24 protein-coding genes are annotated in these 18829 nt (G+C 62.8%); 9 read left to right on the top strand and 15 right to left on the bottom strand.

What is annotated here, in order from left to right:
- Positions 1–117 precede the first annotated feature (117 nt).
- Positions 118–2412 (top strand): DNA topoisomerase IV subunit A, encoded by a 2295-nt coding sequence (gene parC / locus I6L32_RS09455; protein WP_216944994.1) that lies wholly within the window; start codon positions 118–120, stop codon positions 2410–2412.
- Between the two features lie 52 nt (positions 2413–2464).
- Here the strand turns inward: parC and I6L32_RS23660 are convergent, their stop codons facing one another.
- The 4 genes from I6L32_RS23660 to I6L32_RS09475 form a co-directional block, all read right to left on the bottom strand.
- The gene (locus I6L32_RS23660; RefSeq protein WP_367950693.1) at positions 2465–3001 is read right to left on the bottom strand and encodes an SH3 domain-containing protein; all 537 of its coding nucleotides are present in this window, start codon (positions 2999–3001) and stop codon (positions 2465–2467) included.
- 338 nt (positions 3002–3339) lie between these two features.
- Positions 3340–4110, bottom strand: a complete 771-nt coding sequence (locus I6L32_RS09465; protein ID WP_216944996.1) for a CPBP family intramembrane glutamic endopeptidase — start codon at positions 4108–4110, stop codon at positions 3340–3342.
- A gap of 134 nt (positions 4111–4244) precedes the next feature.
- A complete protein-coding gene (locus tag I6L32_RS09470; RefSeq protein WP_042864497.1) occupies positions 4245–4619 on the bottom strand; it encodes a hypothetical protein in 375 nt (124 codons plus the stop codon).
- Positions 4620–4767: 148 nt separating this feature from the next.
- Positions 4768–5019, bottom strand: a complete 252-nt coding sequence (locus I6L32_RS09475) for a hypothetical protein (protein WP_039039818.1) — start codon at positions 5017–5019, stop codon at positions 4768–4770.
- Positions 5020–5266: 247 nt separating this feature from the next.
- Here I6L32_RS09475 and I6L32_RS09480 point away from each other — a divergent pair, with 247 nt between their 5' ends.
- On the top strand, positions 5267–5590 hold the full coding sequence (locus I6L32_RS09480) for a hypothetical protein (RefSeq protein ID WP_045523112.1): 324 nt from the start codon (positions 5267–5269) through the stop codon (positions 5588–5590).
- Between the two features lie 85 nt (positions 5591–5675).
- Here I6L32_RS09480 and I6L32_RS09485 read toward each other — a convergent pair whose 3' ends face one another.
- The 4 genes from I6L32_RS09485 to I6L32_RS09500 are packed head-to-tail and all read right to left on the bottom strand — an operon-like array spanning position 5676 to position 8220.
- Entirely contained in the window at positions 5676–6578 is a 903-nt protein-coding gene (locus I6L32_RS09485) for a hypothetical protein (RefSeq protein WP_216944997.1), read from the bottom strand.
- Positions 6579–6589: 11 nt separating this feature from the next.
- Positions 6590–7357 carry a hypothetical protein gene (locus tag I6L32_RS09490; protein WP_103244693.1) on the bottom strand — a complete coding sequence of 256 codons (768 nt, stop codon included), beginning with the start codon at positions 7355–7357 and terminating at the stop codon, positions 6590–6592.
- A gap of 12 nt (positions 7358–7369) precedes the next feature.
- Positions 7370–7912: a hypothetical protein gene (locus tag I6L32_RS09495; RefSeq protein ID WP_216944998.1), complete on the bottom strand. Its 543-nt coding sequence runs from the start codon at positions 7910–7912 to the stop codon at positions 7370–7372.
- Positions 7913–7935: 23 nt separating this feature from the next.
- Positions 7936–8220: a DnaJ domain-containing protein gene (locus I6L32_RS09500; protein ID WP_024943298.1), complete on the bottom strand. Its 285-nt coding sequence runs from the start codon at positions 8218–8220 to the stop codon at positions 7936–7938.
- A gap of 267 nt (positions 8221–8487) precedes the next feature.
- Between I6L32_RS09500 and I6L32_RS09505 the strand changes: the two genes are divergently transcribed.
- Positions 8488–8898: an EF-hand domain-containing protein gene (locus tag I6L32_RS09505; protein ID WP_216944999.1), complete on the top strand. Its 411-nt coding sequence runs from the start codon at positions 8488–8490 to the stop codon at positions 8896–8898.
- Positions 8899–8974: 76 nt separating this feature from the next.
- On the opposite strand, the gene I6L32_RS09510 is transcribed toward I6L32_RS09505, so the two are convergent.
- Genes I6L32_RS09510 through I6L32_RS09525 form a run of 4 tightly spaced genes read right to left on the bottom strand, consistent with a single transcriptional unit; the run spans position 8975 to position 12731 of the window.
- Positions 8975–9499 carry a protein disulfide oxidoreductase gene (locus I6L32_RS09510; protein WP_216945000.1) on the bottom strand — a complete coding sequence of 175 codons (525 nt, stop codon included), beginning with the start codon at positions 9497–9499 and terminating at the stop codon, positions 8975–8977.
- A 3-nt stretch (positions 9500–9502) separates the two neighbouring features.
- On the bottom strand, positions 9503–10243 hold the full coding sequence (locus tag I6L32_RS09515; protein ID WP_042877715.1) for a DsbA family protein: 741 nt from the start codon (positions 10241–10243) through the stop codon (positions 9503–9505).
- A gap of 10 nt (positions 10244–10253) precedes the next feature.
- Positions 10254–12296, bottom strand: a complete 2043-nt coding sequence (locus I6L32_RS09520; RefSeq protein WP_216945001.1) for a protein-disulfide reductase DsbD — start codon at positions 12294–12296, stop codon at positions 10254–10256.
- A gap of 54 nt (positions 12297–12350) precedes the next feature.
- Positions 12351–12731: a hypothetical protein gene (locus I6L32_RS09525; protein ID WP_216945002.1), complete on the bottom strand. Its 381-nt coding sequence runs from the start codon at positions 12729–12731 to the stop codon at positions 12351–12353.
- A gap of 163 nt (positions 12732–12894) precedes the next feature.
- Between I6L32_RS09525 and I6L32_RS09530 the strand changes: the two genes are divergently transcribed.
- The 4 genes from I6L32_RS09530 to pspG all read left to right on the top strand — a co-directional run bounded on the left by I6L32_RS09530 (position 12895) and on the right by pspG (position 14967).
- Entirely contained in the window at positions 12895–13623 is a 729-nt protein-coding gene (locus I6L32_RS09530; RefSeq protein ID WP_039039739.1) for a 1-acylglycerol-3-phosphate O-acyltransferase, read from the top strand.
- Between the two features lie 206 nt (positions 13624–13829).
- A complete protein-coding gene (pspA, locus tag I6L32_RS09535) occupies positions 13830–14492 on the top strand; it encodes a phage shock protein PspA (RefSeq protein ID WP_216945003.1) in 663 nt (220 codons plus the stop codon).
- A gap of 2 nt (positions 14493–14494) precedes the next feature.
- Complete coding sequence (locus tag I6L32_RS09540) at positions 14495–14701, top strand: PspC domain-containing protein (RefSeq protein WP_010672796.1); 207 nt, start codon at positions 14495–14497, stop codon at positions 14699–14701.
- A gap of 47 nt (positions 14702–14748) precedes the next feature.
- Positions 14749–14967 (top strand): envelope stress response protein PspG, encoded by a 219-nt coding sequence (pspG, locus tag I6L32_RS09545; RefSeq protein WP_010672797.1) that lies wholly within the window; start codon positions 14749–14751, stop codon positions 14965–14967.
- Positions 14968–15017: 50 nt separating this feature from the next.
- Here pspG and I6L32_RS09550 read toward each other — a convergent pair whose 3' ends face one another.
- On the bottom strand, positions 15018–15353 hold the full coding sequence (locus I6L32_RS09550; protein WP_010672798.1) for a GIY-YIG nuclease family protein: 336 nt from the start codon (positions 15351–15353) through the stop codon (positions 15018–15020).
- The gene (gene rarD / locus I6L32_RS09555; RefSeq protein ID WP_216945004.1) at positions 15350–16243 is read right to left on the bottom strand and encodes an EamA family transporter RarD; all 894 of its coding nucleotides are present in this window, start codon (positions 16241–16243) and stop codon (positions 15350–15352) included. The genes I6L32_RS09550 and rarD overlap by 4 nt, the downstream gene beginning before the upstream one ends.
- Before the next feature lie 102 nt (positions 16244–16345).
- Between rarD and I6L32_RS09560 the strand changes: the two genes are divergently transcribed.
- On the top strand, positions 16346–16936 hold the full coding sequence (locus tag I6L32_RS09560; protein WP_041214394.1) for a uracil-DNA glycosylase family protein: 591 nt from the start codon (positions 16346–16348) through the stop codon (positions 16934–16936).
- On the opposite strand, the gene I6L32_RS09565 is transcribed toward I6L32_RS09560, so the two are convergent.
- On the bottom strand, positions 16933–17790 hold the full coding sequence (locus I6L32_RS09565) for a DMT family transporter (RefSeq protein ID WP_216945005.1): 858 nt from the start codon (positions 17788–17790) through the stop codon (positions 16933–16935). The genes I6L32_RS09560 and I6L32_RS09565 overlap by 4 nt on opposite strands.
- 91 nt (positions 17791–17881) lie before the next feature.
- Between I6L32_RS09565 and I6L32_RS09570 the strand changes: the two genes are divergently transcribed.
- On the top strand, positions 17882–18799 hold the full coding sequence (locus I6L32_RS09570; RefSeq protein WP_042014956.1) for a LysR substrate-binding domain-containing protein: 918 nt from the start codon (positions 17882–17884) through the stop codon (positions 18797–18799).
- Positions 18800–18829: the final 30 nt, after the last annotated feature.

Consider the following 18829-nt stretch of genomic DNA (forward strand, 5'->3'; position numbering starts at 1 on the left):
CCTCCCCCTCATGGAGGGGGAGGTTGGGAGGGGGTCTTGTGATTCACCGTCGGCCCCCTGCCGACCCGCATTTCCGGCGTGCCCTCTGAGGGCGTGCCATAGCAAGAGAACAACCTTATGAGTGATGCTATCGAGCTCAGTCTGGACGGGGTCGAGCGCCAGCCAATGCGCACCTTTACCGAGCAGGCTTACTTGAACTACTCCATGTACGTCATCATGGATCGGGCCCTGCCGCATATCGGCGACGGCCTCAAGCCCGTGCAGCGGCGCATCATCTACGCCATGAGCGAGCTGGGTCTGTCGGCCCTCTCCAAGCACAAGAAATCCGCCCGTACCGTGGGTGACGTGCTGGGTAAATATCACCCCCACGGCGACATCGCCTGTTACGAGGCCATGGTGTTGATGGCCCAGCCCTTCTCCTACCGCTACCCGCTGGTGGACGGTCAGGGCAACTGGGGGGCGCCGGATGATCCCAAATCCTTCGCCGCCATGCGTTATACCGAGGCGCGGCTGTCGCGCTTCTCCGAGCTGTTGCTCTCCGAGCTGGGACAGGGCACGGTGGAGTGGACGCCGAACTTCGACGGCACCATGAAAGAGCCGGTGGTGCTGCCCGCCCGCCTGCCGCACATCCTGCTCAACGGGGTGACCGGCATCGCGGTGGGGATGGCGACCGATATCCCGCCCCACAACGCGCGGGAAGTGGCCCACGCCTGCGTGGAGCTCTTGGACAACCCCAATGCCGGCCTGGATGCGCTGATGGCCCATGTGCAGGGGCCGGACTACCCGACCAACGCCGAGATCATCACGCCCCGCGACGACATCCGCAAAATCTACGAGACCGGCAAGGGCTCCATCAAGCAGCGGGCGGTGTGGAACGAGGAGGATGGCGACATCGTTATCACCGCGCTGCCTCATCAGGCCTCAGGCGCCAAGATCATGGAGCAGATTGCCGCCCAGATGGTGGCCAAAAAGCTGCCCATGGTCACCGATCTGCGCGATGAGTCGGACCACGAAAACCCGACCCGTCTGGTGATCGTGCCGCGCTCCAACCGGGTGGACGTGGAGGGGCTGATGGCCCACCTGTTCGCCACCACGGACTTGGAGAAGAACTACCGGGTCAACCTCAACATCCTGGGTCTGGACAATCGGCCCCAGGTGAAAGACCTCAAGACCATCCTCACCGAGTGGCTGAGTTTTCGCCGTGAGACGGTGCGCCGTCGCCTGCAATATCGTCTCGACAAGGTGCTGGCCCGCCTGCACATCCTCGAAGGCTTGCTGATCGCCTACCTCAACATCGACGAGGTGATCGAGATCATCCGTACCGAAGAGGAGCCGGGCCGGGTGATGATGGAGCGTTTCAACATCAGCGAGACCCAGGCCGAGGCGATCCTCGAGCTCAAATTGCGCCACCTGGCCAAGCTCGAAGAGTTCAAGCTGCGCGCCGAGCAGAACGAACTGGCCGAAGAGCGCGACAAGCTGGAACTGATCCTGGGTTCCGAGCGTCGTCTCAGCACATTGCTCAAGAAAGAGATCCTGGCGGATGCCGAGAAGTACGGCGACGATCGCCGCACCCCGCTGGTGGAGCGCGCCACCGCCGTGGCCCTGACCGAGAAGGAGCTCACCCCGAGCGAGCCGGTGACCGTGATCCTCTCCGACAAGGGCTGGGTACGCGCCGCCAAGGGTCACGACGTGGATGTGGAGGGCCTCTCCTACAAGGCGGGGGACAACTATCTCGCCCACGCCCATGGCCGCAGCAACCAGCAGGCGGTGTTCCTCTCTACCCTGGGACGTACCTACTCGCTGGAGGCCCATACTCTGCCCTCTGCCCGCAGTCAGGGCGAGCCGCTCACCGGCCGCTTCGCGCTGGGGGCCGGTGAAGAGGTGCGTCATCTGGTGATGGGTAACGAGGGCGAGCCGTATCTCATTTGCTCCGACGCCGGTTACGGCTTCGTCTGCCAATACGACGACCTGACGGCCAAGAACAAGAACGGCAAGGCGCTGCTGACCGTGCCGGAAGGGGGCATCGTCATGGCGCCCCAGAGGATAGGCGCGCCGGACACGGATCTCTGCATGGCCATCTCCAACGAGGGGCGCATGTTGCTGTTCCCGCTCAATACCCTGCCGGTGCTCGGCAAGGGCAAGGGCAACAAGCTCATCAGCATCCCCTCTGCTCGCGTGAAGGCGCGGGAGGAGTTTGTGGTGATGGCCGCCGTCATCCCGCAAGGCCAGTCGGTCACCCTGTTTGCCGGCAAGCGCAAGCTCACCCTCAAACCGTCTGACCTTGACTACTACCGTGGCGAGCGCGGCCGCCGCGGCGCCAAGCTGCCCCGGGGTTTGCAGCGCGTCGATCGCATCGAGATTGAAACCGTCGCCGGCGCAGAACCGGCAGCCGGGGAAAATCAGGAAGGGTAAAGGCTAACTACCAACAAAAAGGAGCGATCAGATCGCTCCTTTCTTTTCTAAATCAGGTAACAGGAGATAAAGACAGGTATTCATCTTTTACCCATCCATGAATTCCTCTCTTACTGATATAGGCCCACTTCCCTTCCACTTTATATAGCAAAACAAAATCACCCTTTATAAGTCGTGTCGCTATATATGATGATGTGTTTGGCTTTTCACGAACATTTAATTTCGAGGGGATAACATATCTGACAAGCACATTACCCGACTTCAAGCTTGTCTCTTTTCTTTCATAGACCTTTGATGTGGATGAGGTAGATGGGGCTACCAATTGGTGGCTATACGTGTTTATACGGCATGTTTTACTCCATGAAATACATGAGTTACCGCATGGCTGTCCCTTTTTGCAGTTTTTGGCATGAGCAGGGCTGATCAATAAAATTAACAATGACAGTAATAAAAAAATCCTTTCAGTTGCCACTTTCATTCGCTCCTCAATAAGCGCTCTCATCCTGCATCGCATGACAATTTTAATGACGAAGTATAAAAATAAAGAATTAATATATAAGCACGATATCATAACCAAGGTGAGGTTCATCGTGATCTAAGTCTATTTTATGTCTAGCGTTGAATGGTTCTTGAATACAGAGTTGATAAATATAAGAGAAGTCTAAGTTACATCCCCCTCATTCCCGACCCTTCTCCCGCAAGGGGAGAAGGGAGCCCAGATCGCAGCAATTTTTAAATGGAGTGACAGCTATGGCTACAGGTTGGCAGGCGCTGATCCCCTCTCCCCTTGGGAGAGGGTCAGGGTGAGGGGAGGCCGTAGGTCTGATTAGCGAAGCGTAATCAGACGTTCGCGAAAACAGGCTGCCGCCATGCTGCGGGCACGCCTACGGCTCTCTCTATCCATGGCCAGCCTGTTTATTGCGTGCATCAGGTGCCTGTGTGGCTGCCAAGCAGCAGCATCAGGCTAAACAGCAGCCAGTCGTTGATGATGTGTGAGCCGGTCGATACCCAGATGTTTTTGGTGATGATGTAGCCACTGAGCAGCACGATGCGGGCCGTGCCGATCACCAGAAAACATTGCAGAAAATTCCAGTCATAAGTGGGCAGGTGCAGGGCTCCGAAGATAAGGGCAGTCGATAGCCAGGCGATGAGGATGGCGGACTTGCGGGTCAGGCCGAGCTTCTGGTGACAACACCAGAGGATGGCCAGAAAAGGCAGGATGGAGATCACCTCCTCGCCGAAGAGCTGGGGCGCCGTCTTGAGATAAAAGAGGATGCGCGCCGTATTGGACGCCTCTGCCAGCATGGCGTTGACCGGGTTTGCATTCAGCTGGAACAGGTGCTGCATGGCCATGGCAACGGCGATTGAGACCAGTATGTTGATGCCGGTAATCGCCAGCATCAAGAGACAATCCCGCCGCGTCGGCGTTCGAAACAGCGAGCGCCACCCTTTTCCCGCCACCATGGCGAGCACGGCCAGAGGAATGAGAGGGAACAGGAGGGCGGGCACAAAGCCCCCTGAGGTGGTCTTGAAAAAGTCGATGGGGGCGGAGAGTGCCGCAAACCCCAGGATGACCCCCAGCAGGATGAGTGCCCAGCCACGGGCAGACGGGGTGTGAGGATCCTGGTGATAGAGGGGGAAATCCCCGGCGCTCTTGCGCTCGAGCCCAAGGCGCTCACTGTCATTCAATACCGGCATTGCTGTAGGTTGATGCTCACCCATGGTGATCCTCGAGATGTCTATCCGTTGCTGTGCAGACAACCCTACACCAGAAAGGGGGGAGAGGGGCGCCGCTGGGTACAACAAGCCAGGGGAATGGCACCGCCGCCAATTCAGTTGTCGAAGTTCCACTCGATGGGCAGCTCAAGATCGAAGACGAGCTGATCCCCGTCGAGGGTGAAGGCCACGCTGGTCTGGTGCTGGTCGTATTCGTCGATAAGGCGGCAGCTCTCGGAAAAGTTGGATTCGTAGCCGAGGCGGGCAGTGCCGCCGGTGCGAGCCTCGTCGAGTTCCACCCCCAGCACCCGCAGGGGATCCTTCTGGCTGAGCTTGACCCGGCTGTCACCCACATCCACCAGCCGCTCCAGCAGGGGGAAGAAGTCCTGCTTGTTGGCCTCGATGGCCCGGGCGATGGCCTGCTCCAGTTCGGTGGCGCTGGCAAGGGCGGGATCCAGCGTGTAGCGGGTCTGGATGCTTTCCTGAGTCATATTGTGCTCCTTGGGGCAATGAACCTGCGTCGGCCATCAGCACGATAGGCGGTGAACAAGGTGTGCCTAGCCATTAAATAAGGTGGTGATTCATTCTGGTGGATAAAACCATCATAAAAAACCGATGAAGGCAGCATATTGCTTCTCGTCAGGCGGGAATGCGGCCATTGCGCACCAGGGCCCGGCGGATATTTTTGCACATCTTGCCGAAGCGGTTGAGCTCGTCGAAGCTGGGCGGGATGCCGCGATCGATCTGATATTGCCAGTAGCAGAGATCCGTATCCACCAGCTCCATCAGCTTCTTGGGGCAGCCGATGCAGGTGTTGTCCGGCCCGCATTTGAAGGTATCCGGTTGATAGAGCGGAAATTCCGCCTTCACGGCGTCGATGATCTGCTGCATGGCGGTCATGCGGTCCGGCTTTCTGCTCACGGTCTGGCTCCCCGGCGGCTTGTATGGGGGAGTCATTATATCCCTGACAAAATGTGGGCCAATGACGCTTAGGAGGTAGTCCGACTTGCGTGCACGCCACCGCACCCCGGATCCTGCGCCTGCTTCCCCCCTGGTGGCCTCTTCTGTCTGGCGCCGTTTCGGGTCATGATGAAAGCCCCGAACGAACCACTTTTTGACTGACCCCTCTGGAGGTGTGATGAGACCCTGTGCCCTGCTGTTGCTTTTTCCCCTGGTGTGCCAGGCCGAGGCCAGTCCGAGTGAACCCGTGCAGGAAGGTACCCTGGCCAATCAGCAGCTGATCCGGGATGCCATGGTGGGGGTCGCATCCTGGGTGGCCACCAAGGGGTGTGACGCGCCGGAGCGCTTCGTGCCCGTGGTGTTGCAACTTCCCGAGGGGGAGCCGGGCAGTCGCCACTGGCAGGAGCGCTGGACGGTGACGGGCTGTGGCAACGACTATCCCGTGGTGATCGATTTTCGGGAGACCGGGATGCAAAGCGCCATGTGGACCATTGCCCGATAGGGTCGGCGCCGCCATCTGCGAGCTGCAAAAATGACAACGCCCGGCAAGCCGGGCGTTGGAACAGGGTGAAGGGGAAAGCCCGTCATCAGAAGTCGTGGTAGAGCGGCCAGCCGAGCAGGGGGTGGCGGATCCCGGCGCGCATCTCCATGTTGTCGAGCTTCTCCGGCGAGGCGTCCTCTTTTTGCAACTGCTGGTACTGGCGCACAAAGCCGAGGGTGTGGAGGAGGTTGGGCACAAAGCCCGGGCTCAGCTCCTGACGCAGGACGGCGGCCATGTCGGCGGGCAGCGCGCCCAGCATCAGGGCAAGCTGGGCGGCGAGGTAGTCGGTGTCGTACCAGCCCTCGTCGAGCTCAATCTCCCGCGCCAGCTTGCGCTTGAGATCCTGCTTCACCTTGAGGGGGGCGGCGCCACTGCCCTTGCCGCAGAGGATGCGGTAGAGCAGGGCCTCGGCCAGCTTGTCCTCCATGGTGGGGTGGTCGCTCTCGCAGGCGAAGAAGTGCTGGTCGATGAGTTCCATCAGGCGGCTCTTGTTGTGCTCGGTCAGCGCCTTCTCGTACTCCTGCCATCCTTGCCACTCCTCCACATCGGGGGGGCTCGAGATCTTGTCCAAGAGCCGCGCATCCACGTCACCGTAGAGGCTGTTGCCAGCCTGCTTGGGGCTGACGGTGATGAGCATGGACCAGCCCTTCTGGAACGGCTTGATGGGGCCTTCCGGCGCCTGCAACAGGGCCAGTGCCTTGGCCGGATCCCGTTGGGATAGCTCCTGCAGACCGAGGCTCACCACGCCGATGACGTCGTGGGCGGCCTGCTCCAGCAGGTGCATCTTGTACTTGTTGTAGTACTTGTCGGCGAATTTGAGGCTCATCAGCACCGCCTTGCCCTTGATGGCGGCGAGCTGCTGCTGACTCAAGAGTTCGTTGTCGCGGCCAAAGCGCAGCACCTGGGTCAGAAAGGGGCCCTGGTTGGCATCGCGAATGACTAACTGCATGAATGGGCTCCTTAATCCAGAAAGCTGAACATGTCGTCGACGTCGCCGTACTCGTCTTCCTCGACCTTGTTCTTCTCTTTGGCCTGCATCACCAGCTCGGCGGCAAACTTGTTGATGATGCCGTCCCAGGTGGAGTGCTCGTTGCGCAGCAGCGACTTGATGGATTTTTCCACCTCGGGGGCCAGCTCGCGAATGAGCATCAAGAGGCTGCGGGGGTCGTCCAGGGCGTAGTCGTGGACATCCTCGCTCTGCTGGCGCTCGCTGTAGCGCAGGGACTCTTCGAGATCTTCCTCTTCGGCGTGCAGCACGTCGCGATAGCCTTCGTCCTCTTCATAGCGATCGCCGCGATAGAACTCGATAAAGGGGATGGCGAGGTAGAAGAGACCGGCCGGATCCTCGGCCACGCACTCGAGGATCTCCCGCTGCTTGGCTTCGCTATCCTGGGTGCGGATCAAGTAGTTGAGGAAGTCGAAGGTGTGCTGTTGCAGCTCGTCGGCGTTGTTCTTGATCGCCTCTTCCCAGTAGAGGGGCTGCTGGCAGACGATGTCGCGGATCCGCTCCGGGGTCATCAGCTCGGAGATGATGGAGGGGAAGGAGATGTCGTGCTGGCCGTTGATCTGGGTCAGGGTAACGATATCAATGTTTTCAATCACTTCTGCCAACTGGTCGTCAGACATGGTCTTGGCGATCAGCTCGAACTTCTCGCTGGCCTGCTTCGGCTCGATAACGGCCAGCTCTTTGATCTCGATGGCGGTAATTTCTATCAGACTGTTGCTCATGCCTTGCCCCAATTAGAAACGGACTTCGTCGTACATATCCTGATCGCCGTCGTCATCACCATAGCGGTCACTGCCGCCGTGGTAGTCGGCGTCGGCATCTTCCCCGTCTTCCTCTTCTTCATCGCGCAGATCAACGTCGTCATCACTGCGGTGGCTACCGCGCGGCAGCGGGTTGTCCAGGAGGAACAGCACGGCGCAGGCTTCCATCAGCTGATCTTCGCTCTGTGCCCGCACCGCCTTGACCAGCGGCAGGATGGCGTTGTTGAAGCCGACGCTCACCTTGAACTCGTCCCAGGAGGGCTGCTCACCGCTGGCGAGCCACTTGTTCCACTGCGACTTGGCCTTGGGCGGGAACTGCACCCGGCCATAGAGGGCAAGCGGCAGGTATTCGGGCATGAACTCCAGCATGCTCATGTCGGCCAGCAGCAGGGCCTTCATCTTGTCGGTGAACTGCTCGAGCCCCTTGGGGTCATCCTGATCCCGGTAGGATTCGATGTTCTCGCTGGCATCGCTTTGCAGGGCCTTGAGCCGTGCCTGGTCCCATTTTTTTTGCATAGTCGCTCTTCTTGCCTGGTGGCTCAGGGGTAGAACTGGTCCCACATCTCCTGCATGGCAGCAGCGGGATCGGTCACGATGACGTTGTTGAAATCCTTGATAAAGGCGGCCCGCTGTTTCGGATCGGACAGCACTTCATAAGCCTGCTTTACCTGGTGCAGCCGGGCGGCTGCCTGCTCTTTCTCTTCTTCGCTCGCCCCGTGCAGCTTGTCGGGGTGGTACTGGTTCGACAGCCGTCGATAGGCTTTCTTGATGTCGTTTTCACTGGCATTGGACTTGACGCCCAACACCCGGAAGTAGTTGTTCATGACGGATCCTGCCTCACTGGCATGGTGGAATTCATCCTGTGTCGACCTGGTGGCGCAACGTCGGCAAACCAGGCTCGGCAAAAACCGGAGATTTTAACGGAAAGCCGGCGCCTCTGCCATGAAAGTGCGGTCTTTCTGTACGAAAAGAGCGGGCGGTGCGAGATGGCGGCGGGGCTACACTGGCAGAGGGGGGCGGCAGGCCCTGGCGTTGCCCGACCCCCTCTTGTCCGAACCATCCGGATTCTGCCGTCACAAGGAGTCATCGCCATGGTCAAGTCCGCGTTTTTCGTGCTTGCGTTGGCAGGCAGTGCCGCCTCTGCCAGCGACATATTGCCCGCCTCGCCGATGATGGGGGATGTCACCAGGGCCCAGTTCATGGAGCGCGCCGCCCAGCGCTTCGCCCTGCAAGACAAGAACGGTGACGGCGTGCTGTCGGTTGCCGAGAAAGAGGCCAACCTGGCAAAGCTGGCTGGCGTGATGCAACAGGCTGGCAAGGCGGTCCCGGAGCGGATGAGCCAGCTCAAGCCGTCGCGGGAGACCACCAGGGCCCAGTTCATGGCGCGGCAGGAGGCGCTCTTCTCTCGCCTGGACAAGAACGGTGACGGGGTGATCGGAGAGTCTGAGCGTCTCGACATCAAGGCCAATCTGGAGAAGCGGGCGATGGAGGCCGCCCAATAGGACGGGTTGTCAGCCCTCTGATGAAAAAGAGCCCGGTAGCGATACCGGGCTCTTTGCATCTCTGGCATGAAGGGGGCTACCAGCTTGCCCAGAGCAGCCGCAACCTGAGCCCCCAGGCGCTGCTCCAGCCGGTGGTGCTGCTCACCAGAGCCCCATCCTTGATGACGAGGAAGGTTGGCGTCACCCCCACCTGCCAGCGGGCGGCCAGATCCCCGGACTCGTCGTTGTGGGTGGGGAAGGTCAGCCCCTTCTTCGCCATCCCGGCGCGCAACGGCTCATCGCTGCCGGAGCGCAGGGCCACCGTCAGCACATTTTCACCCTCCTGCCAGAGCTGCTCCACCGTGGGAGTGGTGAAGCGGCACACCCCGCACCAGCTGGCCCAGTAGTAGACCAGCAGGGGCTTGCCGCGGCTCTGCTCGGCCAGAGTGGTGGTGGTGCCGTCCTGCAGGGTGAAGGGGGCCTCCATGGCCCCCGCCGGCAGGGTGGGGCTGCGCCACATATCCACCAGGGTGGTGATGACGAGCGCCATCAGCAGCAGCCAGAGCGCCTCCTTGCCCCAGCGGCGCCAGTGGGGGGCCTTTATGCCTGCATCCTCGGCCATGGCTTAGCTCCGCTTGGCCAGCTCGGCTTTGACCAGCTGCTCCAGCTCGTCATAGGGAATGGCACCCGGCACCAGCTGGTTGCCGATAAGGGTCGCCGGGGTGCCTTGCACGCCGAGCAGGGTGCCGATGCGCAGGCTGTTGCGCAGCTCTTCGGTGGCCTTGCCTGCGGGCTTGAGGGTCAGGTTGTCGGTGGCGGCCAGCGCCTTGTTGATGTCCGTCTCGGTCAGCATCCCCTGCTTGCTCATGAGCTTGTCGTGCAGGGAGAGGAAGCGGGCAGGATCCTGTTGCCACAGGGTCAGGCTGTACTGGGCTGCCTTGGCGGAGGTCTGCCCCTTGAACGGCAGCAGCTTGATCACCAGCCCCAGATCGTCCGGATAGGCCGCGAGCAGCTTGGCGACCGCCGGGTCGAACTGCTTGCAGTAGGGGCAGTTGTAGTCGGTGAACAGCACCAGGGTCAGCTTGGGATGCTTGGCGCCGAGGCGCGGGCTGGTGGGGCTGTTGAACAGCACGTCCTGGTTGCCCTTGATGAAGTCACCCATCTGGGCTTGCTGGGTCGCGGCGTTCTGTTTCTCCCAGGATTCGGCTGCCTCGTCGAGGATCCCGGGGTTGGCGATCAGGGTCTCGCGAATGAGCTCCTTGATGCGGGCCTCCTGCTCCGGGGTGAAGGGGGCGGCGTGCAGCGTGGGGGTGCCTAGGGTGGCGGCGACCAGGGCGGTGCAGAGGGTCAGGGTTCGCAGTCTCATGGCATTCTCCTTAGAAATGGGTGGCATCGGCCCGAACGAGGCCGGCCTTGTGCAAGCTGTCGAGCAAGTCGGCCTTGTCCAGCAGGGGAGAGAGGACCTCCCCTTCCGGCAGGCCGGGCCCGTAGATCTGGTTGAAGGGAACGGCGGCTGCGCCACGCTGGCGCAGGAAGGCGGAAATGGCATCGCTCGGCCGGCTCCAGTCGCCGCGAAGGGCCACCACGTCCGGGGCCGACAGGGCGCGCTGCACCTCGTCACGCAGCAGCACGTTGTATTTGTTGGCCTTGCAGGTGACGCACCAGTCGGCGGTCACATCCACGAAGATCCGCTTATTCTGGGCCAGGGCGTCGGCGATGGCCTGTTCGGAGAGCGGCTGCCAGGCGATGCGATCGACGCTGCCACTCCCTTTCACCGTGAGGGCGCCCCCCAGCAGCAGGGCGCCGCCGATGAGTGCCGAGAGGGAGAGGGCCAGGGTGAAACCGCGCAGGCCATAGCGCCAGAGGATGCCCATCAGCAGCGCCAGCACCATGGCGGCCATCAGCCAGCCGGTGGCCGTGGTGCCCAGATGGTTGCCAAGCAGGCTCGCCAGCCAGAGGCTGGAGCCCAGCATCATCAGCCCGAGCAGGATGCGCAGTCGCTCCATCCAGCGCCCCGGTTTGGGCAGCCAGAGGGCGAGGCGCGGCAGGGCCGCCACCAGCAGCCAGGGCAGGCTCATGCCAAGGCCGAGGGCCGTGAAGATGAGCCAGAGCTGGCCGAGCGGCGCCGCCAGGGCAAAGGCCACCGCGGTGCCGAGGAAAGGGGCGGAGCAGGGGGTCGCGAGCAGGGTGGCGAAACTCCCTTGCAGGAAGTGGCCACCGAGCCCCTTGCCGCCGCGGGTGGCGAGGCGAGTGTTGAGATCGCTGGGCAACCTTATCTCGAACAGCCCCAGCAGGTTGGCGCAAAACAGCAGGGTCACCGCCACCATGAAGCCGATGAAACCGGCGCTCTGGAACTGGATCCCCCAGCCGACCGCCCCTTGTGTGGCGCGCAGCAGGCTGCTCATGGCCGCCAGCACCCAGAAGGAGGTGATTATCCCGGTACTGGCGGCGAGGAACTGTTTGCGCACGCCTCCTTGTTCGCTCTCTTGCTGCTGCAACACGGTGCCGAGTTTCAGGGCCAGCACCGGCAGCACGCAGGGCATCAGGTTGAGGATGAGACCGCCGAGCAGCGCCGCCCCGAGCAGCCAGAGAAGTGGCTGCTCGGGGGCCGGCAGGGCGAGGGGATCGGCGATGGTGGCGCGGGTCTGCCAGGCCTGCTCGCCGCTACCGAGCAGCAGGCCGAGGGATTGGCCGCGCAAGTCAGGGGCATCCCCCTGCCAGCCGTCGCTGACCGGCACCCGGGCGATCAGGGTAGTGCCGCTTACCTCGAGCGCGGGCTTGCCGAACTCGGCCCCCTCCAGCGCATCGATGAAGAGAGCTGGCTCCTGCCACCCCTCGACCCGCTCGGCCCGCAGTTGCAGCTGGTTGTGCTGGTAGCCGAGCTCGACCCGGGTGTCGGCGGGCAGCGTCTGTGGCAGGGTGCTCATGGCCCGGGCCCAGGCGAAGTCGAAACCGGCCGGCGCCTGCCCCTCTACCGCCAGGGTGAAGGGGTAGTCGGTCAGGATGCAGACATTGCTGCAGGTGGGGAGGCGCAAGGTGCCCTTGAGCGGCTGCCCGGCCGGGTAGCCCAGGCTCAGGGGGAAGCGTACCTGCTCCTGATAGCCCTGGGTGTTGAGCCCGGCCACCTCGAAGGGGCGCGGCGTGGGCCAGTGCCACTGGAAGTCGCCGACCGGCTTATCCCACAGGATCTGGGGCGCTATGCCCCCTTCACCCGGGCTGTGCCAGTAGGTCTTCCAGCCTGACGCCAGCTGGACATCGAGCAGGATGCGGGTTTGATCCGGGACGCTGCGGTCGGCTTGCAGCCTGACCTTGGCGTGACTGTTCTGGGGGCGGGTGAGCCACCCCGTATCGCTGGCCAATCCGCTGGATTGCCACAGCAGGCTGCCCAGTAGCAGGGCCGCCTTGAAGAGATTCGACATGTGTTGGGTCTCGCAAAAAATGAGTGACAGCAGGCTGAAAAAGCGCGGCTGGACTCATTCCCGCCAGACGCAGAGGGTGAGGTGCAGTCGCCGCTCCGGCGGCGAGACATTGATGGGGGGAGGCAGTGCCGGCGCGCGCCGTGACAGGGGCACCAGCAGGGCAATCACGAAGGCGATGGCGAAGAAGAGTTGCTCCACGCACAGCAGACTGGCGGCGCTCAGCCACTTGCCGTTGAGCTGGCAGCTGTTGGGCTGCACACTGGTGGGCGTGCCCTTGTCAGCCTGGTCGTCGGCTGAGGCGAACTGGGGCAGGGTCTGGCAACTCACGGCGTGATCGAGCAGGGCGAGGCGGGCCAGCGGCTGGGCCGCGCAATTGAGCACCAGCAGGCAGACCAGCAGCAGGAGTCGTGTCGCCGCGCGTTGTTGCAAAATCATGCTCGCCCCGTTCATCAAGATGGCCACATCCTAGCGGGCAATGGCGGGTGGGGCAAGCCGGGGTGGTCGGTGACGTCCGGGGCTGGTCGGTTCTGTCTGGCGAACGCTTGTTCGCTAAAAGGGGGACCAGTATACTGCGCCGAGTCAAATTCCGAGGTGTTCGATGCTCAAACTTGCCCGTGTGCTGCTGCTGGCACTGCTGCTCGTCTTCTGGTTCCTGTTCGGCCTGTTGCTTTGTCTGGTGCGCCCGCGCCACCCGAACAACGTCTATGTCTTCGCCCGCATGTATCATGCGGTCTGCCCGCTGATCGGCCTCAAGGTCCGGGTGACGGTGGCCGACGAGGTCAAATCGGTGGGGCCTGCGGTCTACGTCTGCAATCACCAGAGCAACTACGACATCTTCACCGTGACTGGCGCCGTGCAGCCCGGCGTGGTGGCGGTGGGCAAGAAGAGCCTGTTGTGGCTCCCCTTCTTCGGCCTCATCTTCTGGCTCTCCGGCAACGTGCTGATCGACCGCTCCAACCGCTCCCGCGCCATCGGCACCATCGGCCAGGTGGTGGATCGCATCAAGCATCGCGGCACCTCCATCTGGATGTTCCCGGAGGGGACCCGCTCCCAGGGGCGCGGTCTGCTGCCGTTCAAGGCGGGGGCCTTCCACACTGCCGTCCAGGCCGAGGTGCCCGTGGTGCCCATCGTCTGCTCCAGCTACTTCGGTCAGGTCGATCTCAACCGCTGGGACAACGGCGAGGTGCTGCTGGAGGTGATGGCCCCGGTGTGCAGCAAGGAGCACGGCGCCGCTGGCATTCGCGAGCTCTCCGACACCTGCCGGGAGAAGATGGAAGCCAAGCTGGCGGAGCTGGATGGCAAGCTCGGCCATCGACCGGCGGCCTGAGCCCGGTTGCAGAGAAGAGAGGGAGCCGCTGGCTCCCTTTTTTATTGGTGAAAATCACCATCTTGTTAGTTTTTTTCACCACGTTGTATCCGGTGAACATCCATCGTTAACTTTCATCTAATTGTAAATAAAGGAAAAAACATTCTGGCACGGCTCTTGTAATGTCATGGGAAGAGAGTGACACCCCATCAACAAGGAGCCAGACCATGAGCGTATTCAGCCGCCTGACCGACGTGATCAATGCCAACCTGCACAGCCTGCTCGACAAGAGCGAAGAGCCGGAGAAGATGCTGCGCCTGATGATCGAGGAGATGGAGCAGGTCCAGGTCGAGATGAGAACCCAGGCCGCCCGCGTCATCGCCGAACAGAAACAGCTGGAGCGCCATCAGCAGGCGCTGCGCAACCAGATCCAGGAGTGGGCAGCCAAGGCCGAACTCGCCATCCAGAAGGGCCGCGAAGATCTGGCCCGTGCCGCCCTCACCGAGAAGCTGGCGGAGATGAAGCAGTGCGAGCGGCTGGAAGAGGACAAGGCGCGGGTGGCCGAAGTGCTGGCCCAGCTCACCGCCGACAGCGAGCGACTGGCGGCCAAGCTGACCGAGGCGCGGGAGAAGCAGAAGATGCTGACCTTGCGCGAGCAGACCGCCCACAGCCGCATCCGTGCCCGTGCCCAGGTGGACAACCAGCGCATGCACGAGCTGGTGGCCCGCTTCGACGGCTTCCAGAACCGGGTCGATCAGCTGGAGGCCCAGCTGGAGGCGGCGACCCTGGGGCAGAATCTGTCCCTCGAGGCCCAGTTCCGCGAGCTGGAGCTGAACGACGAGATTGAGCGGGAACTGGCCCGCCTCAAGGGTCAGAAGGTGGAGGCATAACCATGACACCCTGGCCCAAGGATCTCGCCCATCGCAAGCTGACCGGGGTCTGCGCCGGTCTTGCCAGAGGGCTGGGGGTGTCCAGAGTGACGGTGCGGGTGGTGGCCCTGCTCGCCCTGATCCTGATGCCGCCGCTCGCCCTGGCGCTCTATCTGGTGGGGGTGCTCGTCATGCCTCCCCGCCGTGAACTTCAACGCTGGCTGGGGTGATCTCCGGATCGCCCCGTCGGCAAGTGCAAGCCCGTGAGGAGCACAACATGCTGGAATTTATCGTCTTGATCCTGGTGCTGATCGGCATGGCGCTGACCGGATTCACCGTGCTGGCCATGCTGCTGGTGAGCGGGGTCTTCGTGCTGTTTGGCGCCCTGGCCGGCATGTTTGCCCTCATCATCAAGCTGGCGCCCTGGTTGCTGGTGGTGCTGGTGGTGTGCTGGCTACTCAGCAACAGGCGCAAGCAGTCGAACACCTACCGTTAAGCCTCCCTGATTTCGCATCCTTCCTTGGCCACTGCTTGCAGTGGCCCTTTTTATGGGGGCGACACAGGGTCGGTGTGCGGGTTGGCAAGCCAGGAAAGGCTCCAGCCATGCCACAGCGCCGGTTCGTGTACCAGGCGCTCCTTGAACGCCTTGCTCTGCTGCTTGAGGCGGTACTCGAGGCGCAGCGCCTCGCGTTTGCCGGGGACCTCCTGCTGCCATACCAGGGAGAGGGGCCCCTTGCCGCGCAGGGCTCTGGCCCCCTTGCCGCTCTGGTGCTGACGCAGTCGCCGCTCGGGATCCGTGCTGATCCCCGCATAGAGCGCGCCCGCGCCGGTGCGCACCAGATAGACAAACCAGCGGGAGGGAGTGGGGGTGGCGAGGGTCACGAGGTGCGCCACCTGGCCCGCTGGCGCCCAAGCCGGTGCAGGGGCAGCAGGCTCACCAGCAGGCCGGCCCAGACGAAGGCAAAGCCCACGGATTTCACCGGATCCGGGATCTCGCCAAACCAGAAGAGGGCGAGCAGGAAGGCGAGGCTCGGCTCTATGTATTGCAGCAGCCCCACCGTGCTCATGGGCGTGCGCGCCACCGCATAGCAGAACAGCCCCACCGGCAGCAGGGTGGCGGGGGCGCTGCCCATCAGCAGCAGTCGCTCGGTCCAGTCACCGGCCATAAACTGGCTGGTGCCCTGCAAGGTCAGCCAGCCGATGATGAGAAGGGCGACGGGCAACTGCACCAGAGACTCCAGATAGAGGCTGGTACCGGCGTCCAGTCTCACCTTCTTCTTGATGAGGCCGTAGAGGGCGAAGTTGGCCCCCATCACGAGGGAGAACCAGGGCAGCTCGCCGTAGGAGAAGAGCATGTAGGCGAGCCCCGCCAGGGCGAGCGCCACCGCCAGGTGTTTTTGCGGGGTGAGCTTCTCTTTGAGGAAGAGCACCGCAAAGGCGATGTTGAACAGCGGGGTCATGAAGAAGGCGAGGCTGGTGGCCAGCACCTGGCCCGTGGTCAGGCACCAGGTGAACATGCACCAGCTGATGGACATCACGGGGCCCGCCAGCAGCACAAGGCCGAGCTGCCGGGGATCGCCGCGCAGGGCCCCCCAGGGTACCCGATGGCCGAGGAGCAGAAGCAGGCCTCCCAGCAGCAGCACGGACCAGAGCACCCGGTGGGAGAGCAGTTCCCACATGTTGATCTCGGGCATGAACTGGTAATAGAGGGGCAGCATGCCCCACAGCACGAATGAGAGGGCCGCGCTGCCGGTGCCCATCCAGTTCTTCATCTCTCTCCGTTTATTAAACTAAACAATGGCGGCTGCATGATAAGTATCCGCCGCCCCTTTCACAAGCGGGAGCGGGGAGAAAACTCTGGTACTATCGGGCCCATGAACCGACTCGATCCCCTGTTTGAACAGATCCGGGCCTGCCGCCTGTGCGAGGCCCACCTGCCGCTCGGCCCAAGGCCGGTGATCCGCGGCAACGAGCGCGCCCGTCTGCTCATCATCGGCCAGGCCCCCGGCACCCGGGTACACGCCAGCGGCATCCCCTGGGACGATCCCTCCGGCGATCGGCTGCGCTTGTGGCTCGGGGTGGACAAGGCCACCTTTTACGATGAATCCCGCATCGCCATCATGCCCATGGGGCTCTGTTACCCCGGCAGGGGCAAGTCGGGGGATCTGCCGCCGCGCCCGGAATGTGCCCCCACCTGGCACGACAAGGTACTGATGCTGCTGCCCAACATCGAGCTGACCCTGCTCATCGGCCAGTATGCGCAGGCTTACTACCTGAGGGCGGCGGCGAAAGGATCGCTCACCGAGACGGTGCGACACTGGGCGGACTATGGCCCGGCCTGGTTGCCGCTGCCGCACCCGTCCCCGCGCAACACCCTCTGGCTCAGGAAGAACCCCTGGTTCGAGCAGGGGGTGATCCCCCATCTGCAGCAGCGGGTCGCCCCCCTGCTTGACCCGGCAGGCTAGAGCGCCGGCTCGGCCTGGTGCTTGGGCTTGCTGCGGGCCATGGCGACCAGCGGCAGTATGATGCACAGGCACCCCAGCAGCAGCGGCAGCCCCGGCTGTTCGTCAAACAGCCAGACCCCGATGGCGACCGCCATCAGCAGCCCGGTGTACTCCGCCGAGGCGATTTTGCTCGCCTCCGCCTTGCGGTAGGCCATCACGCACAGCCCCGCGTAGACCATGATGAGGGCCGAGGAGCCGAAGGCGGGCCACCACATCTGCCATTGCCACTCGCCCCCTTCCCACCAGGCCAGCGCCAGGATGAAGGGCATGCTCAGCACATTGGTGAAAAACAGGGTCTGGGCGATGGGCTGCTGGAGCGGGATGCGCTTGATCAGCAGGTTGTTGACCGCCAGGGAGAGCGCCACCCCGAGCGCCGCCAGGGCGGCCCAGTTTACCTCGGTCGGGCGCAGCACGATGAGCACCCCGACGAAGCCGAGCAGCGCCGTCAGCACCTTCTGGCGCGAGAGTGCCTCCCCCGCCAGCCAGACCGCGAGCGGCACCATCAGCAGCGGGGCGGCATAGAAGAGGGCGTTGGCGGTGGCGAGCGGCAGCCGGGTGAGGGCGACCACCATCAGGCAGACGCCGACGGCCCAGATGTGGGCCCGCAGCAGGTGCCACTTGAGGGCTACCGGCGGGTTGCGCCGCCAGGACCAGAGCAGCCAGGGGGCGAGCAGCAGGGCCGCGGAGAGCTGGCGGAAAAAGACAAACTGGAAAATGGGCTGGTCCGGCTCCAGCACCTTGACCAGGGCATCGGAGAAGACCGCCACCATGTTGCCGAGCACCAGATAGAGGATGCCTATCCCGACTGCATTCATACCACCTCCAGATTCAGATGAGGGGAGGGTAGCCCGCGGTCTGTTATCCAGTAAAATGATAAAAAATCATCACGCATGAGAAATTTGGATAATGAAGCTGCCCCCCCTGCGCGCCGTTCAATATTTCGAGGTGGTTGCCCGCCTGCTGAGTTTTTCCCGCGCCGCTCTGGAACTCAATGTCAGCCAGAGTGCGGTCAGTCACCAGATCCGTCTGCTGGAGGATTTTCTGGGGGAGCGGCTGCTGCTGCGCCAGGGGCGGCTGCTCTCCCTGACGCCCCAGGGGGAGATCTATTTCGAGGGGATCGCCGCCGGGCTGGTCCAGATTGCCCAGAGCAGCGAGCAGTTGCGCGGGGGAGGCGAGATGCGGGTGCGGCTCGCGGTCTACAGCTCCTTTGCGGTGAAGTGGCTGATACCGCGCCTGGCCGGGCTGCGCCAGCTCTATCCCGAGCTGGATCTCAGCCTGGAGATGGTGGCGGAAGATCCCGAGCTCTCCGACAGGGTGGCGGACGGTTTCATCACCGTCTCCCCCGAAGGGCCGGGCTACATGCACGATCTGCTCTATCGGGAGCGGCTGATGCCGGTGTGCAGTCGCCGGATGTGGCAGCAGGTGGAAGGGGAGTGGCCCGCCACCCTGTGGCAGTTGCCGCTGCTCTCCATCCAGGCTATCTACCGCGAGAAGGGGGAAGATTGGCGGCGCTGGGCCGAAATGGGGGGGCTAACCATTCCCCCCGAGGCGAGGGTGCACCATTTCAGCCATATCCTGCTCGCGCTGGAGGCAGCGAACTGGGACCAGGGAATGGCACTCATCAATGACTACATGTTGCAGCCGGAGGATCCGCGTCTGGTGCGGCTGCCCCTGCACGCCCTCGAGACCGGCGACAACTTCTATTTCGTCTTCAAGCGCTCGCGCGCCCATGAACCCGCCATCAGCCGGTTGCGTCAGTGGCTGTGGCAGGAGTCGCAGGCGAGCCTGAGACCCGGGGAAAACGAGCCTCTCAGGCGCGTCTGAACGGGCTGGGCGCCCTATGCAGAATGGACG

The sequence above is a fragment of the Aeromonas sp. FDAARGOS 1402 genome (assembly GCF_019046925.1).
GTDB classification, from domain to species: domain Bacteria; phylum Pseudomonadota; class Gammaproteobacteria; order Enterobacterales; family Aeromonadaceae; genus Aeromonas; species Aeromonas caviae.